This window comes from Mesocryomonas lacus (assembly GCF_055730135.2).
This window is the reverse complement of the sequence record NZ_JBUZWE020000008.1, coordinates 1-19624: the sequence shown is the minus strand read 5'-3', so window position 1 is coordinate 19624 and position 19624 is coordinate 1. Positions and strand designations below refer to the sequence as shown.

Genomic DNA, 19624 nt, shown 5'->3' with positions numbered 1-19624 from the left:
GTCAGGTCGAAAGATGGACCAATGACTGGGCGCTGGCTTCGGACCGGTCGAGAATGCCCGCCGATCGCCCGCCGCGCATGACCATGATGCGGTCGCTGAGGCCGAGCACCTCCTCGATCTCCGAGGAGATCATCACCACCGTGCCGCCCGCCGCGGCGAATTCGCAGATGATCCGGTAGATCTCCCGCTTGGCGCCGACGTCGACGCCGCGGGTCGGCTCGTCCAGCAGCAGGATCCGCGGGTTGCGCAGAAACCACTTGCCGAGCACCACCTTCTGCTGGTTGCCGCCGGAAAGGCCGGAGACCGGCATGGTGTCGCGTGCCGCCTTGATGGCGAAGCGCTCGATCATCGACCGGCTGGCCTCCGCCTCGGCCCGGCCGCGCATCACGCCGGACGGGCTCATCTCCGGCAGGCTCGCCAAAGCGATGTTGCCGCGGACGCTGTCGGAGAGGTTGAGGCCGGTCTGCTTGCGGTCCTCGGTGACCAGCGCCAGGCCCTCGTGCATTGCGTCGGCAGGCTTGTGGATCGCGGCCTCGCGGCCTTCCAGCAGGATGCGGCCCTCCGAGCGTCGGTCGAGCCCGAACAGGCAGTCGAAGATTTCCGTCCGGCCCGAGCCCATCAGGCCGTAGATGCCGAAAATCTCGCCCTTGTGGACCTGGAAGGAGATGTCCTCGATCTTGCCGCGGCTGGAGAGATTGGCGACCTCCAGCCCGACGACATCCGTCGGCGCATTGGTCTTGATGTACTCCTCGCCGAGCTCCCGCCCGACGATCATCTTGATGAGATCGGGCCGCGCGACATCCTTCAGCGCGCCCGCGCCGACGAAGGCGCCGTCGCGGAAGACGGTGTAGCTGTCGGCGATCTGGAAGATCTCGGAGAGGCGGTGCGAGACATAGACGATCGCCCGCCCTTGCCGCTTCAGCTGCTCGATCGCGGCAAACAGGTGCTGCGCCTCGCGCTCGCCGATCGCCGAGGTCGGCTCGTCCATGAAGATCACCTCGGCGTCGTGGCTGAGCGCCTTGGCGATCTCGACGAGTTGCATCTGAGCAACCGAGAGCCGCGCCATCACCTCGTCGGCGCGGATGTCGAAGCCGAGACCGTCGAGCAGCCCCTGGGCCGCCTTGTTCATCGCCCGGAAATCGACCCCGCCGAAACGCCCGGAGGGCTCGCGGCCGAGATAGATGTTCTCGGCGACGCTCATGTGCGGGACGGGGCTGAGTTCCTGCTCGATGATGGCGATGCCGGACGCCAGCGCCTCGGCGGGGCTCGCGAACTCGACCTCCTGCCCGCGCCGACGGATCGTGCCGCCGTCGCGCTTCTGGATGCCCATGACGATCGACAGAAAAGTGGATTTGCCGGCGCCATTGCCGCCGCAGAGGGCGTGCACCGAGCCTGGCGCGAGTTCAAGCCGGCCGTCGCGCAAGGCGGCAACGCCGCCGAAGGACTTCTTCAGCCCTTCCACCTGCAAAAGTGGTTCCGTCATACCGGCCCTCCCGGACGGCGCGCCGGTGAGCCGGCGCTGTCATCAGCCGGCGCTCTCCCGAAGCACCGGTTGTTTTGACATCATTCGATCGCCCGTCGACAGATGTCAATCTCTGCTGGATTTCATAGCCAGATGCCGATGGCGGACCCGCCGGTTGCTGGCCCGACCGCAACGACGTAATCCTGTCGCCACATTAGAGGAGAGACCGATGGCCCGCGCCAGCATCGAGACGATCATTGCCGGAGAGATCGGCGCGGCGGTCGGCCAGGTCGCCGCCGCCGTGGCGCTGCTCGACGGCGGCGCGACGGTGCCGTTCATCGCGCGCTACCGCAAGGAGGCGACCGGCGGGCTCGACGACATCCAGCTGCGCGCGCTGGAGACGCGGCTGGTCTATCTACGCGAGCTGGAAGCCCGGCGCGAGACGGTGCGGCGCTCGATCGACGAGCAAGGCAAGCTGACGGAGGCTCTCGCAGCTGCCATCGAGGGTGCGGCCACGCGGGTGGCGCTCGAGGATCTCTACCTGCCGTTCAAGCCGAAGCGTCGCACGAAGGCCGATGCCGCACGGGAGCGTGGCCTCGGCCCCCTCGCCGATCGCATTCTCGGCGACCGCCGCGTCGACCCCTCGAAGATCGCCCGAGAGTTTCTCACCGCGGAGGTGAAGGACGCGAAGGCCGCCCTCGACGGCGCGCGCGACATCATCGCCGAGAAGATGGACGAGACGCCAGAACTCCTGGCCTCGCTCCGCCGGCACCTCACCGACCGCGGGAGGCTGCGGTCCAACGCGCTGCGCGGCAAGCGGACGGAGGGGGCGAAGTTCGCCGACTATTTCGAGCACGAGGAGAAGTGGGCGACTGCGCCCGGCCACCGCGTTCTCGCCATGCTGCGCGGCGCCAAGGAGGGCGTGCTTTCGCTCGACATCGCGGTCGACGCCGAGGACCCTGCCCCGGTGAAGCCCGCCGAGGCGATGATCGCCCGGCGGTTCAACATCGACATGGCGGGCGCTGCGCCCGCCGATCTCTGGCTGTCTTCCGTTGTCCAGTGGGCCTGGAAGAACAAGATCCACGGCCATCTCGCCACCGAGATGATGGTCGCCATGAAGGAGCGCGCCGACGCCGAGGCGATCCGCGTCTTCTCGCGCAACCTCAAGGACATCCTGCTGGCCGCCCCCGCCGGCGCCAAGCCGACGATGGGGCTCGACCCCGGCATCCGCACCGGCGTGAAGGTCGCCGTCATCGACGCCACCGGGCGCCTCGTCGACACCGCGACGGTCTACCCGTTCCAGCCGCGCAACGATGCGGCGGGGGCGGCTGCGGCGCTCGGCGCGCTGATCCGCCGACACAAGATCCAGCTCGTCGCGATCGGCAACGGCACCGCCAGCCGCGAGACCGAGAAGCTCACCGCCGAGGTGATCGCCGCTCTGCCCGGCGAGAAGCCGGTCAAGGTGATCGTCAGCGAGGCCGGCGCCTCTGTCTACTCTGCCTCCGAGCGCGCCTCGCGCGAAATGCCGGATATCGACGTGTCGCTGCGAGGAGCCGCCTCGATCGCGCGACGCCTGCAGGATCCGCTGGCCGAGATCGTCAAGGTCGACCCGAAGGCGATCGGCGTCGGCCAGTACCAGCACGACGTCGACCAAGGCGCGCTGAGCCGGGCGCTGGAGACCGTCGTCGAGGATGCGGTGAACGCCGTCGGCGTCGACGTCAACACCGCCTCCTCGGCGCTGCTGGCCCATGTCTCGGGCATCGGTCCGGTGCTGGCGGAGGCGATCGTCGCCCACCGCGACAAGGAAGGCCCCTTCCCGACCCGCCGAAAGCTGATGGCGGTGCCGCGGCTCGGCCCGAAGGCCTTCGAGCAGTGCGCCGGCTTCCTGCGCATCCGGGGCGGAACCGAGCCGCTCGACGCCTCGGCGGTGCACCCCGAGGCCTATCCCATCGCCAAGAAAATCGTCGCCGCCGCCGGCAAGGACCTCGCCACGCTGATGGGCGACGCACCGACGCTGCGCGGGCTCGATCCCCGGCAGTTCGCCGTCGACGGTTTCGGCCTGCCGACGGTGAAGGACATCCTCGCTGAGCTCGAAAAGCCCGGCCGTGACCCGCGGCCAAGCTTTGCCACCGCGACCTTCATGGAGGGCGTCAGCGAGATGTCGGACCTGAAGCCCGGCATGATGCTGGAAGGGACGGTCACCAACGTCGCCGCTTTCGGCGCCTTCGTCGACATCGGCGTCCACCAGGACGGGCTGGTTCACGTCTCGGAAATCTCGGACCAGTTCGTCAAGGATCCGGCCGACGTCGTGAAGGCCGGCCAGGTGGTTCAGGTGCGCGTGCTCGAGGTCGACGCCCGGCGCAAGCGGATCTCCCTGTCGATGAAGACCGCTCCCGCCGGCAAGGGCGAGACCGCAGCGGCGAGGCCGGAGCGGCCGCGCCCGGCGACCGCCGGCGGCAAGCCGACTGCGGCGAAGGCCGAGCCGACGGGCGCTTTCGGCGCAGCGCTGACGGAAGCGCTGAAACGGCGGTGATCGCTGCCGACGCGGCCTGCGGACTTTAGCCCGCCGGCGGAATGCCCCGAGCTCCGGGTCTGCGTCCCGGTCCGCCAGCCCGTCGATCCGGCTTTCGGCGTGCGGCACTCACGCCGCGGCGGGACGCTCCAGCTCGTCGCGCACGGCGTCGAAATCGGCCGCCGCCTCGAACAGCATGTAGCCGCTGTCGAGCGCGTGTCCCTCGCTTGTGCCTTGGAACGTCAGGATGTGCCATTCGCCGGAGGCCTTGCCGAGGGCCGAAGCGCCCGCCTGCGGTCGGCGGTGCTGCAGCCCGGGCGCAGCGAAGTCGAGGACATGCCAGTCGCGCCCCGCCACCACCTTCAGCATGATTATGATCTGCGCCGAGGCCCGCCTCTCCCGCTCGTCGCCGGCGCTCGTCCAGTGCCAGCTGCGGGCGACGGGGTCGCCGCTGTAGACGTGCTCGACCTGCATGTCGAAGCGCCCGCCGGGTGCCCGCTGCAGGTCGAAGTGCCGGCGCAGAAGGTCGGCGTCTTGCCGGAAGCGTTCGATCGACATGCGGACCCCGGGGCGTGGAGGAAGAGGCTGCTCGCGTAGCCGCCCCGCACCACCGACCGCAAGCGAAATCAGGAACGCAGGCCCCTCGAACGGCGATCCCGCCGCAGGTTCACTCGGCCAGCGGACCGCCGGAGCCAGCCCGCTGGCCAAGGAGCATCAGTGATCGCCGCCGAGATAGGCGGCACGGATGGCCGGGTCGTTGCGCAGCTGTGCGGCCGGGCCCTCGACGGGGATGCGGCCGTTCTCCATGACATAGGCGTGGTCGGCGACACCGAGCGCTACCATGGCGAACTGCTCGACCAGCAGCATGGTCACCTGCTCCTCCTTGAGGACGCGGATGATGCGGATGACCTCCTCGACAAGCTTCGGCGCAAGGCCCATCGACGGCTCATCGAGCAACAGTATGTCGGGCTTCAGCAGAGGCAATACGGATTTCACGAAGGTGTACTCAAAGGTAAGGCTGCGGCGTAGACCGCCCTTGCGAGGCTGGAAGCGCGGCAAGAGACTATCAGTATGGATAGGCATACTCACAGTCACGATGTTTCCCGGCTTTCAGTTATCGAGACCGGTCGCCGTCGCCGCTCGACGGACGACGAGAAGCTCCGGATTATTGCCGAGAGCCTTCACGGTCGATGGCCGGATCTGCCTGACGAACAATGCTGCCGAACGCGCCGTTCGCAGCCTCGCTCTCGGGCGCAAATTCTGGCTCTGTGCCGGTTCGGACCGCGGTGCCGACCGATGTGCCTTCGGCTGACGTGATCGTGACAGCAAAGCTCAACGACATTGACCCGCAAGCCTGGCTCGCCGATGTCCTCGCCCGCATCGCCGACATGCCGCAGACGCGCCTCGGTGAACTGTTGCCCTGGAACTGGAAACAGCCAACTGGATCGGCGATCTCCAACATCGCTGCCTGACAGTTGCCAGCCGAAAATACAACCTCCGACGTGCACCGAATTGCCGTCCCAATCCCCAGAAACACCCACGTAACTCCGACATACGCCGTACTCAGTTCATCGGTCTACGCCGTATCGCGTCAGACTGTTACGCCGCCCCCAAACCGCCCGATAAGCGCATCTGATAGTTGCATTCGAAACTGAGTTGCGTGCAACTCGCCGGAAACTCGTGCGCAGCACGCTGCCAACTCGTCTGCGTGTCGCCGGTAACTCGCACTTGCGAAACTTGAAAGCGTCAAGTTGCAATTTAATTATGTAGCCCGAAATTGAACGCACAATCTTCTCGCGGTCCCTGCCAGATGAATACCTCAACTGGCTGGAAGCGCCTCCAGATGCTGATGCGGGAACGGTCTACGGCCGCCCGGGTCAACAAGTTTCTGGCAAAGCACATCGACGCCACCTGGGGCACCGTCGTGGTTTCCCAGGACCTGATCGCCCGGGAACTGGGGATCTCGGAGATCCCCAGGAGCTGGGGATCTCTTAGATTTCAGTTCGCCGGCACACCAAGGACCTCGAGGAAATGAACGCGATCCTTCGGATCCGGGTCGGGACTGGGGGTGTACGCGTACGCCCTCGACCCACCGAGATCTGGAAGTCGTGGCACGACAGAAAGTACCAGGCAGCCTTCGTGTCGAGGACCTTGGTCCGGAAGGCCGACCAGGCCAACGGCAACGTCAAACGACGTCTCATGATCATGATACACGAGAGGGATGAGTGACAAGTCACAGGACGAGACCGAGAAGGTTCCTCTGACCGCTGCCGAGCGGAAAGCAAGGCAGCGGGAGCATGACAAGTCACGCGGCTATGTCGAGATCACGGTTCGCGTCCCGGCGGATCCTATCGACCAGACGCGGGCCTGGTGCTGCAAGCTAAAGCCACATCGCAAGAAGCGACGAGTCACAGGCTGACCTCTTCTCGGTTGCTGGTGACGCGTCACAGAGCCAGTCCGAGCGGAGCGAAATTTATGCCTTACAAAACGTAGGTATAACTCACTATACTTGATTCTCAAAATTGGGTGTGATCCCTCATAGCCGAGAGCTAGGCGTCGCCGAATCCTCCGCTCCGCTACGGTACAAAAATGGCACTTCCGATCCTTCGAGTTTCCAAGATGAAGTCTTCCGGATCGACGTCGCCGTCGGCGGTGCAGGGGCACCTGTCGAGATCCCGGCCGACGTCCAATGCGGACCCGAAACGAACCCCGTCGAACCGCTGGATTTTCGGTGCGGCCGCCTACGATCTGGGCGAGTCGATCGCCGCCGTGCACTCGAAGTTCTTGGTTAAGCCAAGGGCCGATGCGACGATCGCGAACACGGTGCTGCTGTCCATGTCCCCGGACTTCTTCCGGACGCCCGAGGCCGGCTACGGCACGTACCGGGAGGACCGTGTTCAGGTGCTTGAGGCGGAAGCGGCCGCGTTCCTCAAGAAGACCTTCGGCAGCCGGCTCGTCAGCGCCGTGCTGCACCTCGACGAGGCCACGCCTCACGTGCAGGCCGTGGTGGTCCCAATCCTTCGGAAAACCGATGGGACGGGCTACCGGCTGTCCGGGAAGGACATGTTCAATCCCGAGGCGCTTCACGCCCTCCAGGAGAGCTGGCAGAAGCGCCTCGAGCCGCATGGCATCGAGCCTCGCCAGGTCGGGTCGAAAACGCGTCACGTCACGCTGAAAACATACTACGCGATGCTCGAGGAGTTCGCGGCAGCCGACCCCGTCGAGAAGATCGAGATCGGGGATCCGCCGCCCCGGAACCTGCTCGAATCGAAGGACGCCCACGGCGCCCGGATCAAGAATTGGAAGGCAACTGAGGAGGCCCGGCTTAAGGACGAGCTGCGCGACCTGGCCGTACAAGCCTCCAAGGGGCGCCTGGTGGACGCGGAGCGTCGGGACAGTGCGGAACTGCGCGGACGGCTCCACGAGGCCACCGAAGGCCTCCAGGCGGCCCAGTGGGTCATCCGGCAGCAGATAGAGACCATCAGCCTGTCGAAGGACGAGGTGACACGGTTGCGGCTCCTGCCGGTGAACGCCGTAGCCGCCCGCCTCGGCTACACCGGGAAGATCCCGAAGAGCGCGAACGCGATCGACATTGTCAAGGTCGCCGGCGACCTGACTTTCGCCCAGGCGACCACCTGGCTCGCCCAGAACTTCGGGGTCGAGGCGGCGGCAACCGCCCTTCGGCAGCAGGCCGTTCGTGACCTGTCACGCGATGTCGACCAAAAGAGGATCTGGACGAAGGGCGAAAAGGTGAAGCGCCAGGAGATCGGGCGCCAGCTCGAGGCCCTCGCAGCGCCCGCGTACCGCCTGACGATTATGCGTCAGAGCGCCGACGGGGAGAAGATCGCCCTGAACCTCGGGAAAGGCCTGAAGGGCACTCCCGAGCGGTTCTGGACGGCAGCTGAGGTCGTCGACAAGGTCGGGGACCTGACGGCCGCCAACCTCTCCGGCGGAAACATCTTTATCACCCCGATCGACGCCGACGCGCACCACGTGCTGATCGACGACCTCGACGCGGAGAGTCTCGCCGCGATCGAGGCCAAGGGCCACACTCCCGCGTTGGTCCTGGAGAGCTCCCCGGAATCGCTCCAGGCCATTCTGAAGATCAAAAAGCGGTACCCGAAGGAGGCCGTCAACGCCTGGTTCAAGGACTTGAAAAGGGAGCACGGCGACCGCAAGATCGTGAGTCTCGTCGACCCCATGCGGCTGGCAGCCTTCGAGAACCGGAAGGACAAGCATCGTGACGATGTCACGGGCAAGTTTCCGTGGGTCAGGATACGCACTGCGGTGAACACCTTCTGCGAACGCTCCAGGGCCGTCGTCCACCAGTACACGCTCGATCTGTCGAAACGGGAAACCCTGCGCCTAGAGGCCGATCAGCGACGCCTACAGGAGGCGCCGGAAGAGGACCGAAGGTCCGACCCTTCGTCGTCGCGCAGCGGACGACGCCTTGGCTAGCACCTAGGAGCGTCCCACCGGGCGGAGCCCAGTATACACCCCCACTGGTCCGGCCTTCGCCGGACACCGAGCAAGGGTACTCGGTTGTGTAAGAAAAAGGCAAGCACCGAAAAGCCTAACGAAATCAATGCGACGGGCTCGCCGCTGTAGACATGCTCGACCTGCCTGTCGAAGCGCACGCCGGGTGCCCGCCGCAGGTCGAAGTGCCGGCGCAGAAGGTCGGCGTCTTGCCGGAAGCGTTCGATCGAAATACGGACCCCGGGGCGTGGAGGAAGAGGCTGCTCGCGTAGCCGCCCCGCACCACCGACCGCAAGCGAAATAAGGAAAGCAGGTTCTTGAACGGGATCCCGCCGCAGGGCCATGCAACTAGCGGACCGGCGGAACCGGCCCGCTAGCCGAGTACGATCAGTGATCGCCGCCAAGATAGGCGGCACGGATAGCCGGGTCGTTGCGCAGCTGCGCAGCTGGGCCTTCGACGCGAATGCGGCCGTTCTCCATGACATAGGCGTGGTCGGCGACGCCGAGCGCCGCCATCGCGAACTGCTCGACCAGCAGCATGGTCACGTGCTCCTCTTTGAGGACGCGGATGATACGGAAGACCTCCTCAACGAGCTTCGGCGCAAGGCCCATCGACGGCTCGTCAAGCAGCAGGATGTCGGGTTTCAGCATCAGCGCGCGGCCCATCGCCAGCATCTGCTGCTCGCCGCCCGACAGCGTGCCGGCAAGCTGCGTGCGCCGCTCCTTCAGGCGGGGGAACAGTACGAAGGCGCGCTCGCGGTCGGCCGAGACATCCCCCCTGGCGCGGGCGCCGGTGAGGCGCGGAAACGCCCCGAGGGTCAGGTTGTCCTCGACGCTGAGGGTCGGGAACACGCGCCGCCCCTCGGGCGAATGGGCAAGGCCGGAACGGGCGACGGCATGGCTGTCGAGCCCAGAGATTTCCTGCCCGTTCAGCTTGATCGAGCCGCCGGTCGGCCGGATCATGCCGGAGAGCGCGCGCATCGTCGTGGTCTTGCCAGCGCCATTGGAGCCGATCAGCGTGACGACCTTGCCCTTCGGCACCTTCAGCGTTAGCCCGTGCAGGACCTCGATCTGGCCGTAGCCGGCGGAAAGGTTGGAGACCTCAAGCATGCGCCGGCTCCGTCTCGGTGGTGCCGATATAGGCCTCGATCACCTTGGGGTCCTTCTGGATGTCGCGCGCGCCGCCCTCGGCAATCTTGTGGCCGAAATCGAGCACGGTGACGCGGTCGCAGAGGCTCATCACCACGTCCATGTGATGCTCGATCAGGATGACGGTGATGCCGGCGTCCTTTATCTTGCGGATGATCGCGCCGAGCTCGGCGATGTCGGGGGCGGTGAGGCCCGCGGCCGGCTCGTCGAGCAGCAGCAGGACCGGATCCAGCGCCAGCGCCCGGCCGATCTCCAACAGGCGCTGCTTGCCGTAAGGCAGGTTGCGCGCTTCGACATGCGCGAGTTCGCCGAGCCCGACGAAGTCGAGGATCGCGCTGGCCCGCTGCCTGGCCTCTCGCTCCTCGCGCTTGCGGCGCGCGGTGCCGAGGATGGCATCGAAGAGATTGCCGCGGAAGGCGTGGTGGAGGCCGACGAGGACGTTCTCCAGCGCCGTCATCTCGCGGAACAGCTGGACGTTCTGGAACGTCCGCGCGACGCCGGCGAGCGCGATCTCCGAAGGCTTCAGTCCGTCGAGCCGCTTCTCCGCCCCCGCGCCGGCCGAGAGCGTCACGCTGCCACCGGTCGGCACGTAGATGCCGGTGAGGACGTTCATCATCGTCGACTTGCCCGAGCCGTTCGGGCCGATGAGGCCGTGGATCGTGCCCGGCCGCACCACGAGGTCGACCCCGTCCAGCGCCTTCAGGCCGCCGAACTGCATCAGCGCGGCCTCGACTTTCAGCAGCGGATCAGCCCCGCTGCCGCCGCGCTGCACGATCAGTGCCGAACCGTCGGCGGCGATCTCGCGGCCCTCCGCGGTATGGGCCGGCCGCAGCGCCGGGATCTTGTCGCGCAGGAAGCCGACGATCCCGTCGGGCAGGTAGTAGACGACGAAAAGGATCATCAGGCCGAAGACCGTCAGCCGGAAGTCGGTCACCGACTGGAGGATGAGCGTCGCCGGGAAGAACAGGATGCAGAGCACCACCGGCACGAGGATCGCGAAGCGGTTGTCGCGGCGGCGCAGGAAGGCCTGGAGGCCGACGACGAGCGCGATCGCGGCGATCACCCCGGCCATGATCCGCACCAGCGCAATGTCGGCGAGGATGTTCGGCATCATCACGATGATCGCCGAGCCGATCAGCGGCCCCGCGCGCGACTTTCGCCCGCCCATCGTCACCGCCAGCAGGAACAGGACGGTCAGCTCGAAGCCGTAGGAGTTCGGCGCGACATAGCGTTCGGACCAGGCGAACAGCGCCCCGGCAAGGCCGGCCAGGGCGGCCGAAAGGACAAAGGCGTAGACTTTGTAGCGGTAGACGCTGACGCCCATGCAGTCGCAGGCGATCGGGCTGTCGCGCAGTGCTTCGAAGGCGCGGCCATAGGGCGAGCGGACGACCCGGTTGACCACGAGGATGGTGACAAGCAGCGCGATGCAGACGAGATAGTAGAATTCGAGCTTGCGGCCTGAGGCACCCCAAGGGGCGGGGATGCCGAACATCGCGAAGTCGAGGACGCGCGGCGGTGGCAAGGTGATGCCGAGCGGACCGTTGGTCAGCGGCGTCAGCTCGTTGATGAAGATCTGGATGATGGTACCGAAGGCGAGCGTTACCATGGCGAGATACGGCCCGGTGACGCGCAGCGCCGGCACCGCCAGCAGCAGGCCGAACACAGCGGTCACGCCGATGCCGGCGAGGAGCCCGAACCAGATGCCGAGCTTGAAGTGCATGAACAAGACCGCGGCGGAATAGGCCCCGATGCCGAACAGGCCGGCATGGCCGAGGCTGACCTGGCCGGTATAGCCGACGACGATGTCGAGCCCGAGCACCAGGATGGCGTAGATGGCGATCACGGTAACGAGGTGCAGGTAGTAGGTGCTGGGCACCGCCAGCGGGAACCCCGCCAGGAAGACCACCAGGAGGACCGCGCCGAGGGCGCCGAGCGAGCGCGCCTGACGGCGCCGGTCGGGCGCGGCGGCGAGCGTGGCGGAGGAGGAAGAGGCGCTCATCGTCAGACCTTCTTGATCACGGCCTTGCCGAACAGGCCGACCGGACGGATCGACAGCACGACGAGGAGAAGGATGAGACCCGGCACGTCCTTGTAGCCGGTGGAGATGTAGAAGCCGGTCAGCGTTTCCGCGATGCCGAGGATCAGCCCGCCGACGATCACCCCGAGCCCGGATTCGAGCCCGCCGATGATCGCCACGGCGAAGGCCTTCAGCGCGAGCACCGCGCCCATCGTGGCGCCCGTCAGCGTCACCGGGGCGACGAGCACGCCGGCAAAGGCCGCGGTCATCGCGCTGATGGAGTAGGAGAGCGTGATGACCCGCTGGGTGTTGATGCCCATCAGGCCGGCCGCGTCGATATCGTCGGAGGTGGCGATGACCGCCTTGCCCCAGATCGACTTGCGGTTGAAGATCTCGACTGCCAGCATCATCAGGAGCGCGCCAGCGATGATCAGGAGTTCCATCGGCAGCATGCGCACGCCGCCGAGCTGGATCGCCTCCTCGGGCAGCGGCGAGGGAAACTTCAGGTCGTCGCGGCCCCAGATGTTCTCGGCGAGATTGCGGAAGATGATGCCGAGCGCGATCGTGGCCATGATCCACCCGTATTCCGACTTGATCTTCACCGCCGGCCGCACCGCCAGCCGCTCGACGACGGCGCCGAGCGCAAAGCCGAAGACGAGGACCACCGGGATCATCAGCCAGTAGCCGGTGAAGGGCGCCAGCGTCAGGCCGAACAGGGCGCCGAGCGCCAGCGCCTCACCCTGGCCAAAGTTCAGCGTCTTCGAGGTCGCGAAAGTGAGCTGGTAGCCAAAGGCGATCGCGGCATAGATCATGCCGATCGCAATGCCGGAGGCGACAAGCTGCAGGAAGATGGTCATGAAAACTGCCCTGCTGAAGTTCCGGCGGCGGCGGCCGCAGGCGAGGTGCGCAATGGAGATGGACAGCGCGCCGCGGCGCGTCCCGGACCGGACGTGGAGGCGGGCCCGCCCTCATCCTCCCCTGGGGCGACTACATCCCCCAGGAGGAAGACGGGCACGACCCGCCGCTCTCGACGACCGCCGATCAGTTGGCGGCCTCTTCCTTGACGCGCACGACGCCGGCGTTCTTGGCGTCCTCTTCCTTGTCGTAGACGATCTTGCCGTCCTGGACGCGGCCGAACACCACCATGTTTCGGGTGATGGCGTTGTGGTCAGTCGCTGTGAACGGCTTGTCGTAGGTGGTGACGACGCCCTCGACCTTGGTCTGCAGATCCTCGAGCGCGGCCCGAATCTCAGGGCCTTCGGTCGAGCCGGCCTGAGTGATCGCCGCGGCGATGAGGTAGACCGAGTCGTAGCCCTGGGCGCCTGCGACCGGCGTCGGGATCTTCGAGACGCTGTAGGTCTTGTAGTAGTTCTCGAGGAAAGCCTTGCGCTTGGGCAGCGTGCCGTCCTCGATGAAGGTCTGCGGCATGATCACGCCGTTGCCGTTGGCCCCGGCAATATCGATGAAGCTCTGCATCGAGGCAGGCCAGGAGGTGATCATCGGCACTTTCCAGCCGAGCTTGGCCATGCCGTTGGCGATCTGCGCGAGCTCCGGCCCGATGCCGTAGGCGAGGATCACGTCGGCGCCGGCCTGCTGGGCCTTCAACAGCTGGGCCGTCATGTCGACGTCCTTAATGTTGAACTTCTCGACCGCGACCGGGGTCAGCCCCTTCTCGCCGAGATAGGTCTCGATGTCGGCGCGGCCGAGCTGGCCGTAATTAGTGGAATCGGCGAGGACCGCGATCTTGCTGTATTTCCGGGCCACGGCCTCGTCGACCATCAGGCCGGCCTGCAGCACGTCGTAGGCGGAGTTCCGGAAGACGTAGTTGTTGTCGTAGTCCGGCTGGATGAACTGGTTGGTGATGATCGTGCCAGTGGCGACGTTGTTGAACACCGGGATCTCGGCTTCCTGGTAGAAGCGCTGGGCGGCCAAGGCGACGCCGGTGTTGATGAAGCCGAGGGTGGCGACCACCTCTTCCTTGTTGATCAGCTCCTGCGCGACCTGCGCGCCGACCTCGTTCTTGGCCTCGTCGTCACGCTCGACCAGCTGGATCTGACGTCCGAGCACGCCGCCATTGGCGTTGATCTCGGTCACCGCCAGCCTGACGCCATCGCGCATCGAGACACCCATCGCCGACGAGCCGCCGGTAAAGGGCCCGGAGACGCCGAGCTTGATGGGATCCTCGGCATGCGCGGGCAGAACCCCCGCCATCGCCGCCGCGCCGAGCATCGCGCTGAGATAAAGCTTCGCCGTGAAACGCACCCTCATTCCTCCCCTGTTCGCACCGCGGCTGGCTGGCTTTGCCCGCGTCCGTCGACACCGATCCCGACCCGGTTTTCCGGGTTCTGCGGGAAGTCTGGCTGCCTCTGCGACGTTTGTCCATTGGACGAAGGGGGTATCGGAAGGCGACGAGCGATTTTTTGCCGGCAGTCGCGGGCAGAAACGAAGACGCCCGCCCCGCAACCAGCGGGACGGGCGTCTGAACGCTCGGCAGGACGGAGCGATCAGTCCTTGGCGCGCTCGACGTAGGAGCCGTCTTCGGTGAGGACGACGATGCGGGTGCCGGTGGCGATATGCGGTGGGACGGCAGTGCGCAGGCCGTTCGACAGAAGGGCCGGCTTGTAGGAGGCCGAGGCCGTCTGGCCCTTGGTCACCGGTTCGGTCTCGACCACCTCAAAGGTCGCACGCTGCGGCAGCACGAGCGAGATCGGCGAGCCGTTGTACTGCGAGAGCGCGACGGTCATGTTCTCCTGGAGGTACGGCGCCATGTCACCGATGACGCTCTCGGGCACCGTGACCTGGTCGAAATTCTCCGGGTTCATGAAGTGATAGCCGTCGCCGTCATTGTAGAGGAAGGTGTGATCGTGCTCCTCGACCATGGCCCGCTCGACGGTCTCGGTGGTGCGGAAGCGCTCGGACACCTTCACGCCGTCGGAGATGCGGCGCATGTCCAGCTGCGTTACGGAATTGCCCTTGCCAGGATGGATGTTCTCGGCAATGAGGATCACATAGAGCTTGCCATCCTGGTCGACGACATTGCCCTTGCGCAGGGAACTGGCGATCACCTTCACCATGATTGGTCCTTAAAACTTCAGTTTGCGGGGTGCCCGGCGGCACGGCCTTCGATGCGCCGCACCTACCGCATCTTGCGCGCGACCGCCAGTCGCCACTCGACGATAGGCCCGATGATCAACGCCTCGCCCTGGTGGACGCCCGATGTCCACGCCGACCGCCGGCCCCGCCTCCTCCAGCGCAACGCCATCGCCGCCGCCATGCGCCACTGGTTCGCGGCCCGCGATTTCCTCGAGGTCGAGACCTCAGCACTCCAGGTCTCGCCCGGCAACGAGGCGCATCTTGCCGCCTTTGCCACCGACATGCTGGATTTCGACGGCAGCCGCGAGACCTACTATCTCCACACCTCGCCGGAATTTGCCTGCAAGAAGCTGCTCGCCGCCGGCGAGGAGCGGATCTTCAGCCTCGGCAAGGTCTGGCGCAACCGCGAGCGGGGCGCGCTGCATTCGCCGGAATTCACCATGCTGGAATGGTACCGCGTCGGCGAGACCTATGAGCGCCTGATGCAGGATAGCGCGGATCTCATCGCGCTCGCCGCCGAGCAGGCGGGTGCCAAGCATTTCGCGTTCCGCGGCCGCACCGCCGATCCCTTTGCCGAGCCGGAACGGTTTACGCTGGCGGAGGCGTTCGAGCGCTACATCGGCATCGACCTCCTCGCCACCGTCGACGCCTCCGGCGAGACCGACCGCGACCTTCTGGCCGCCGGCATGGTCCGCGCCGGCATCCGCATCGCCGACGATGACGGCTGGTCGGCGCTGTTCTCGAAGGCGCTGCTCGAGCGCGTCGAGCCGGAACTCGGCAACGGCCGCCCGACGATTCTCTGTGAATACCCGGTCGCCGAGGCGGCTCTGGCACGGCCCAGCGCTGACGACCCGCGGGTCGCCGAGCGCTTCGAGATCTACTGCTGCGGCGTCGAGCTCGCCAACGCCTTCGGCGAACTGACCGACCCGGCCGTGCAGCGCCGACGCTTCACCGCCGAGATGGACGAGATGCAGCGCGTCTACGGCAACCGCTATCCGCTCGACGAGGACTTTCTCTCGGCGCTGGCGATCATGCCGGCGGCCAGCGGCATCGCCCTCGGCTTTGACCGGCTGGTGATGCTGGCCGTCGGCGCCGGAAGGATCGACGACGTGATCTGGACGCCGGTCGCGCGGGGAACCGCGTGAACCGCCCGCTGCGCAGTGCCGCCGCCCTCGTCGGCGCCGGACTGGTGCCGGCCGAGCGGCTCGCCGCGATCGAACGGGTGGCCGAGCGCTACGCGATCGCGATCACCCCCGACATGGCCGCGCTGATCGAAGACGCCGACGACGGCATCGGCCGCCAGTTCCTGCCGCGGGTGGAAGAGCTCGACGAAGCGCCCGGCGATCTGGTTGACCCGATCGGCGACGATGCGCACGCGCCCGTGCCCGGCATCGTCCACCGCTATCCCGACCGGGTGCTGCTGAAGCCGCTGCACGTCTGCCCGGTCTATTGCCGCTTCTGCTTCCGCCGCGAGGTGGTGGGGCCCGATGGCCTCGGCACGCTCTCGGATGCAGAGCTCGACGGTGCGCTCGCCTACATCACCGCGCATCCGGAGGTCTGGGAGGTGGTGATCACCGGCGGCGACCCCTTCGTCCTGTCGCCGCGCCGCCTCGCCTTCATCGCCGAGGCGCTGGGCAAGATCGAGCATGTCCGCGTCCTGCGCCTGCACACCCGCGTGCCGGTGGTCGACCCAATACGGGTCGACGCCACCCTCGTCGGCGCGCTGAAAGGCTTCGGCCGTGCCGTCTTCGTCGCGCTCCACGCCAACCACCCGCGCGAGTTCACGCCGGCTGCGATCGCCGCGGTGGCGCGGCTGGTCGATGCCGGCATTCCGCTGGTCAGCCAGACCGTGCTCCTCGCCGGCATCAACGACGACGCGGGGACGCTCGGTGCCTTGATGCGCGCCTTCGTCGAGAACCGGATCAAGCCCTATTATCTCCACCACGGCGATCTCGCCCCCGGCACCGCGCATATGAGGACCTCGATCGAGACCGGGCAGGGCCTGATGCGGTCGCTGCGCGGCGACATTTCCGGACTCTGCCAGCCGACCTACGTCCTCGACATTCCCGGCGGTCACGGCAAGGTGCCGGTCGGGCCGAGCTATCTCTCCGCCGATGGCCGCGAGGTCACCGACCCGAAAGGGCGAGAGCATGCCTATCCGCCGCGCGCAGACGATGAGGGCGCAACGATAAGCCCTTCAGCCTAAATTTACGGGACCGCGCCTAGACTGCGGCCATCCCGCGGAGGCTGTGCTGGTGCGTATTCGAATTCTACTGCTGGCCTCGGCCATGACGGTCACCGGATGTGCCGGTCCTCGGGCTATCATTCGCCCGTCGACGGCCGGTCACGGCTCATGCCTTAATGGCGACTGCCGTCGTTCCGTCAGCCCCCGCCCCTCGCCGCAGGCGAGCGCCCATCGCACGGAGCCCGCCCGGCCGAAAAGCCGCCGCGTCCCTCGCACGGAACGGCTCAGCACGCAGCTGCCCGCAGCGCTGCCCGAGCAGGCGTTCGGCTACGTCAGCCCAAGCCCCGCAGGTCCCGGTCGCGCGGATCCGAGTTCGGCAAAGCCAACCCTCGTCGCCTCGAACGAAAGCCCGCAGGCCGGCCCGCTCGATCAGATGCGCGGCTCGGTCTATCCCGAAACGGCCGTCGTCAGCGGCAGCCCGGCCAGGGTGAAGATCGTACTCGAGCCTTTCGTTGCGCCGCCGATCATCGACATCGACGCAATCAGGATGGCCATGCGGGGCTCCGTCAACATCGACTGACGCGCGTCTCCTTAGGCGGCCCGCCTCTTCGGACGGCGCTTCAGGTCTTTGAGGATCTCGCGCGCCGCGTTGGCCCCGGGAATGCCGGACACGCCGCCGCCCGGGTGCATCGACGCGCCGCAGATGTAGAGGCCCTCGACAGGGGTGCGGTAGTCGGCATAGCCCGAGACCGGACGCTGGAAGAACAGCTGGTCGGCCGACAGCTCGCCATGGAAGATGTGGCCTTGCGGCATGTTCACGACACCCTCGATATCGGGCGCGATGATGAGGTTAGCCTGGATGATGTCGGCGCTGAAGCCCGGCGCCCATTCCTCCATCGTGTCCAGCACGACCTTCTTGAAGTTCTCCTTCTCGTCGGCCCAGTCCTTGCCCTTCAGTTCGTAGGGCGCGTGGCCGCCGAAGAGGTTGACGACGTGCTGGCCGGGCGGCGCCAGCGTATCGTCGACGATGGTCGGCACCACCGGCGTGATGAACGGCCGCCGGGAGTAGCCGCCATACTTCGCATCGTCATAGGCCCGCTCGAGATAGTCGATGTCCGGCGCGATGTGCATGTAGGTGGGATAAGAGAACTTCCCGAGCGCGCCGTCCGCCTTCACCTTGTCGAGGATCGTGTATTGCGGCGGCCGCTCGCAGGCGATGTTCATCTTGAATGCGGTCGAGAAGGTCCGGTAGTTGTCGATCTCGCGCTTCACGCCGCCCGGCACCAGCGCCGGGTCCAGCATCTGCTGGTAGACGACCTTGGCATTGGCATTCGACGCGATGGTCTTCGCTGAATAGGCGTCGCCCTTGGCGGTGACGACCGAGGTCACCTGGTTGCCGGCGACGCGGATTTCCCGGATGTCGGCATCGACGACGATCTCGACGCCGAGCGCCCGCCCGGCCGAGGCCAGCGACTGGGTGATCATGCCCATGCCGCCCTTGATGAAGCCCCAGCCGCCGGCTCCCTCGTGCTCGCCCATCACGTGGTGCATGATGACGTAGGCCGAGCCCGGCGTCTTCGGCCCCGCAAAAGTGCCGATCGAGGCGTAGTAGGCGAGCACCGCCATGATGCGGTCGTCCTCGAACCACTCCGACAGGAAGTCGTAGGCGCTCATCGTCATGAGGTCGGCGATGCGGTGCATCTTGTCGCCGATCCTGCGGTATTTCCACAGCATCTGGGCGCTGTCCTTGAACGACTTCCAGTCGCCCTTCGACGGGTCCACCGGCGTCTCCCACAAGAGTTTGCGCACGATCGCCGCGGACTCCATCAGGTAGGTGTCGAACGCCGGATAGGCCTCGGCGTCCTTCCTGGAGAACTAGCCGAACGAGGCTTGCGTCTTCTGGATGTCGTCGGAGAACAGGATGTAGTCGTCCCCGCCGACCGGCGAGATCATGTCCGAGCACGGCAGCACCTCCAGCCCGTGGCGCTTCAGGTCGAAGTCGCGGATGATGCGCGGGTGGAGGAGGCTCATCAGATAGGAATAGGTCGAGGCCTTGAAGCCCGGGCAGATCTCCTCGGTCACCGCGGCGCCGCCGATGAACTTGCGTCGCTCGAGGACCAGCACCTTCAGGCCGGCCTTGGCGAGGTAGTTGGCGCAGACGAGGCCGTTGTGCCCGGCACCGATGATGATCGCGTTGTATTCCCTCGCCATGGACGGTGCCCCTGAAGCTGCGACGGCTGTATTTTCATGCCTGTGAAGATTAAGGCATCGCGATGAGCCCGATGCAAGGGGCGGAGGGGACCGGGGGCGCGACCCCAACCGGAACGACGTCCGAGATGTCCGCCTCTTTAGAGCTTTGCCTCGCTAGCCGAGACTGAGTTGGGCTGGGCGGCATGGCAGCATCGCCCTCTGACGCTTCGGGTCTGAAGGCAGCACAGACTGTTTCACAGCTGTGAACCCCCTTCGATCATCCGGGGGCGACCGTGAAACAAAGGCCCGACTTGCCTTTGCTTTGCCGCTCGGCTCCAAGAAGGCCGATCGAGCCTTCCAGACTCACAGGACATGTCCATGCGTTTCTCCCCCCTCGTCGAGCGGATCGATGGCCCCGGCGTCGCCGCCTGGAAGATCCACGAGGCCGCGACAGCGGCGCAGCGGCGTGGCGAGGACGTCATCCTCCTCACCATCGGCGACCCCGACTTCGCGACGCCCGAGCCGGTGATGGACGCAGCC

At 66.4% G+C, this 19624-nt stretch carries 15 protein-coding genes and 1 pseudogene; 6 read left to right on the top strand and 10 right to left on the bottom strand.

The genetic code is table 11. The features are described from left to right. Position 1 precedes the first annotated feature (1 nt). Positions 2-1483 (bottom strand): sugar ABC transporter ATP-binding protein, encoded by a 1482-nt coding sequence (locus ACZLZY_RS13620; RefSeq protein ID WP_472934753.1) that lies wholly within the window; start codon positions 1481-1483, stop codon positions 2-4. A 208-nt stretch (positions 1484-1691) separates the two neighbouring features. Between ACZLZY_RS13620 and ACZLZY_RS13615 the strand changes: the two genes are divergently transcribed. Further along, positions 1692-3995, top strand: a complete 2304-nt coding sequence (locus ACZLZY_RS13615) for a Tex family protein (RefSeq protein WP_472934752.1) — start codon at positions 1692-1694, stop codon at positions 3993-3995. A 108-nt stretch (positions 3996-4103) separates the two neighbouring features. Here the strand turns inward: ACZLZY_RS13615 and ACZLZY_RS13610 are convergent, their stop codons facing one another. Both ACZLZY_RS13610 and ACZLZY_RS13605 read right to left on the bottom strand, forming a co-directional pair. Continuing rightward, positions 4104-4532, bottom strand: a complete 429-nt coding sequence (locus tag ACZLZY_RS13610; RefSeq protein WP_472934751.1) for a hypothetical protein — start codon at positions 4530-4532, stop codon at positions 4104-4106. Positions 4533-4688: 156 nt separating this feature from the next. Then, positions 4689-4931, bottom strand: coding sequence for an ATP-binding cassette domain-containing protein (locus tag ACZLZY_RS13605; protein ID WP_472934750.1), 243 nt, complete (start codon positions 4929-4931; stop codon positions 4689-4691). Positions 4932-5154: 223 nt separating this feature from the next. On the opposite strand from ACZLZY_RS13605, the pseudogene ACZLZY_RS13600 reads away from it, so the two are divergent. Together ACZLZY_RS13600 and ACZLZY_RS13595 are read left to right on the top strand one after the other, a co-directional pair. Continuing rightward, positions 5155-5446, top strand: a pseudogene (locus tag ACZLZY_RS13600) (transposase domain-containing protein); the annotation flags it as partial. Positions 5447-6563: 1117 nt separating this feature from the next. Next, positions 6564-8432: a DNA-primase RepB domain-containing protein gene (locus ACZLZY_RS13595; RefSeq protein ID WP_472934749.1), complete on the top strand. Its 1869-nt coding sequence runs from the start codon at positions 6564-6566 to the stop codon at positions 8430-8432. A gap of 405 nt (positions 8433-8837) precedes the next feature. On the opposite strand, the gene ACZLZY_RS13590 is transcribed toward ACZLZY_RS13595, so the two are convergent. The 5 genes from ACZLZY_RS13590 to efp form a co-directional block, all read right to left on the bottom strand. Then, complete coding sequence (locus ACZLZY_RS13590) at positions 8838-9560, bottom strand: ABC transporter ATP-binding protein (protein ID WP_472934748.1); 723 nt, start codon at positions 9558-9560, stop codon at positions 8838-8840. Beyond that, positions 9553-11598 carry a branched-chain amino acid ABC transporter ATP-binding protein/permease gene (locus ACZLZY_RS13585; RefSeq protein WP_472934747.1) on the bottom strand — a complete coding sequence of 682 codons (2046 nt, stop codon included), beginning with the start codon at positions 11596-11598 and terminating at the stop codon, positions 9553-9555. Before ACZLZY_RS13585 ends, ACZLZY_RS13590 begins: the two co-directional genes overlap by 8 nt. 2 nt (positions 11599-11600) lie before the next feature. Continuing rightward, positions 11601-12473, bottom strand: coding sequence for a branched-chain amino acid ABC transporter permease (locus tag ACZLZY_RS13580; RefSeq protein ID WP_472934746.1), 873 nt, complete (start codon positions 12471-12473; stop codon positions 11601-11603). A gap of 184 nt (positions 12474-12657) precedes the next feature. Continuing rightward, positions 12658-13884 carry an ABC transporter substrate-binding protein gene (locus ACZLZY_RS13575; protein WP_472934745.1) on the bottom strand — a complete coding sequence of 409 codons (1227 nt, stop codon included), beginning with the start codon at positions 13882-13884 and terminating at the stop codon, positions 12658-12660. A gap of 236 nt (positions 13885-14120) precedes the next feature. After that, complete coding sequence (gene efp, locus ACZLZY_RS13570; RefSeq protein WP_472934948.1) at positions 14121-14687, bottom strand: elongation factor P; 567 nt, start codon at positions 14685-14687, stop codon at positions 14121-14123. A gap of 114 nt (positions 14688-14801) precedes the next feature. Here efp and epmA point away from each other — a divergent pair, with 114 nt between their 5' ends. From epmA to ACZLZY_RS13555, 3 genes are read left to right on the top strand one after another with little or no spacing between them, the layout of a single operon-like run. Further along, positions 14802-15854 (top strand): EF-P lysine aminoacylase EpmA, encoded by a 1053-nt coding sequence (epmA, locus tag ACZLZY_RS13565; RefSeq protein WP_472934744.1) that lies wholly within the window; start codon positions 14802-14804, stop codon positions 15852-15854. Continuing rightward, complete coding sequence (locus tag ACZLZY_RS13560; protein ID WP_472934743.1) at positions 15851-16915, top strand: lysine-2,3-aminomutase-like protein; 1065 nt, start codon at positions 15851-15853, stop codon at positions 16913-16915. The genes epmA and ACZLZY_RS13560 overlap by 4 nt, the downstream gene beginning before the upstream one ends. A gap of 43 nt (positions 16916-16958) precedes the next feature. Continuing rightward, positions 16959-17474 (top strand): hypothetical protein, encoded by a 516-nt coding sequence (locus ACZLZY_RS13555; protein WP_472934742.1) that lies wholly within the window; start codon positions 16959-16961, stop codon positions 17472-17474. A gap of 11 nt (positions 17475-17485) precedes the next feature. On the opposite strand, the gene ACZLZY_RS13550 is transcribed toward ACZLZY_RS13555, so the two are convergent. Next, the gene (locus tag ACZLZY_RS13550; RefSeq protein ID WP_472934741.1) at positions 17486-18703 is read right to left on the bottom strand and encodes a phytoene desaturase family protein; all 1218 of its coding nucleotides are present in this window, start codon (positions 18701-18703) and stop codon (positions 17486-17488) included. Between the two features lie 66 nt (positions 18704-18769). Next, complete coding sequence (locus ACZLZY_RS13545) at positions 18770-19105, bottom strand: phytoene desaturase family protein (RefSeq protein WP_472934740.1); 336 nt, start codon at positions 19103-19105, stop codon at positions 18770-18772. Positions 19106-19624 lie beyond the last annotated feature (519 nt).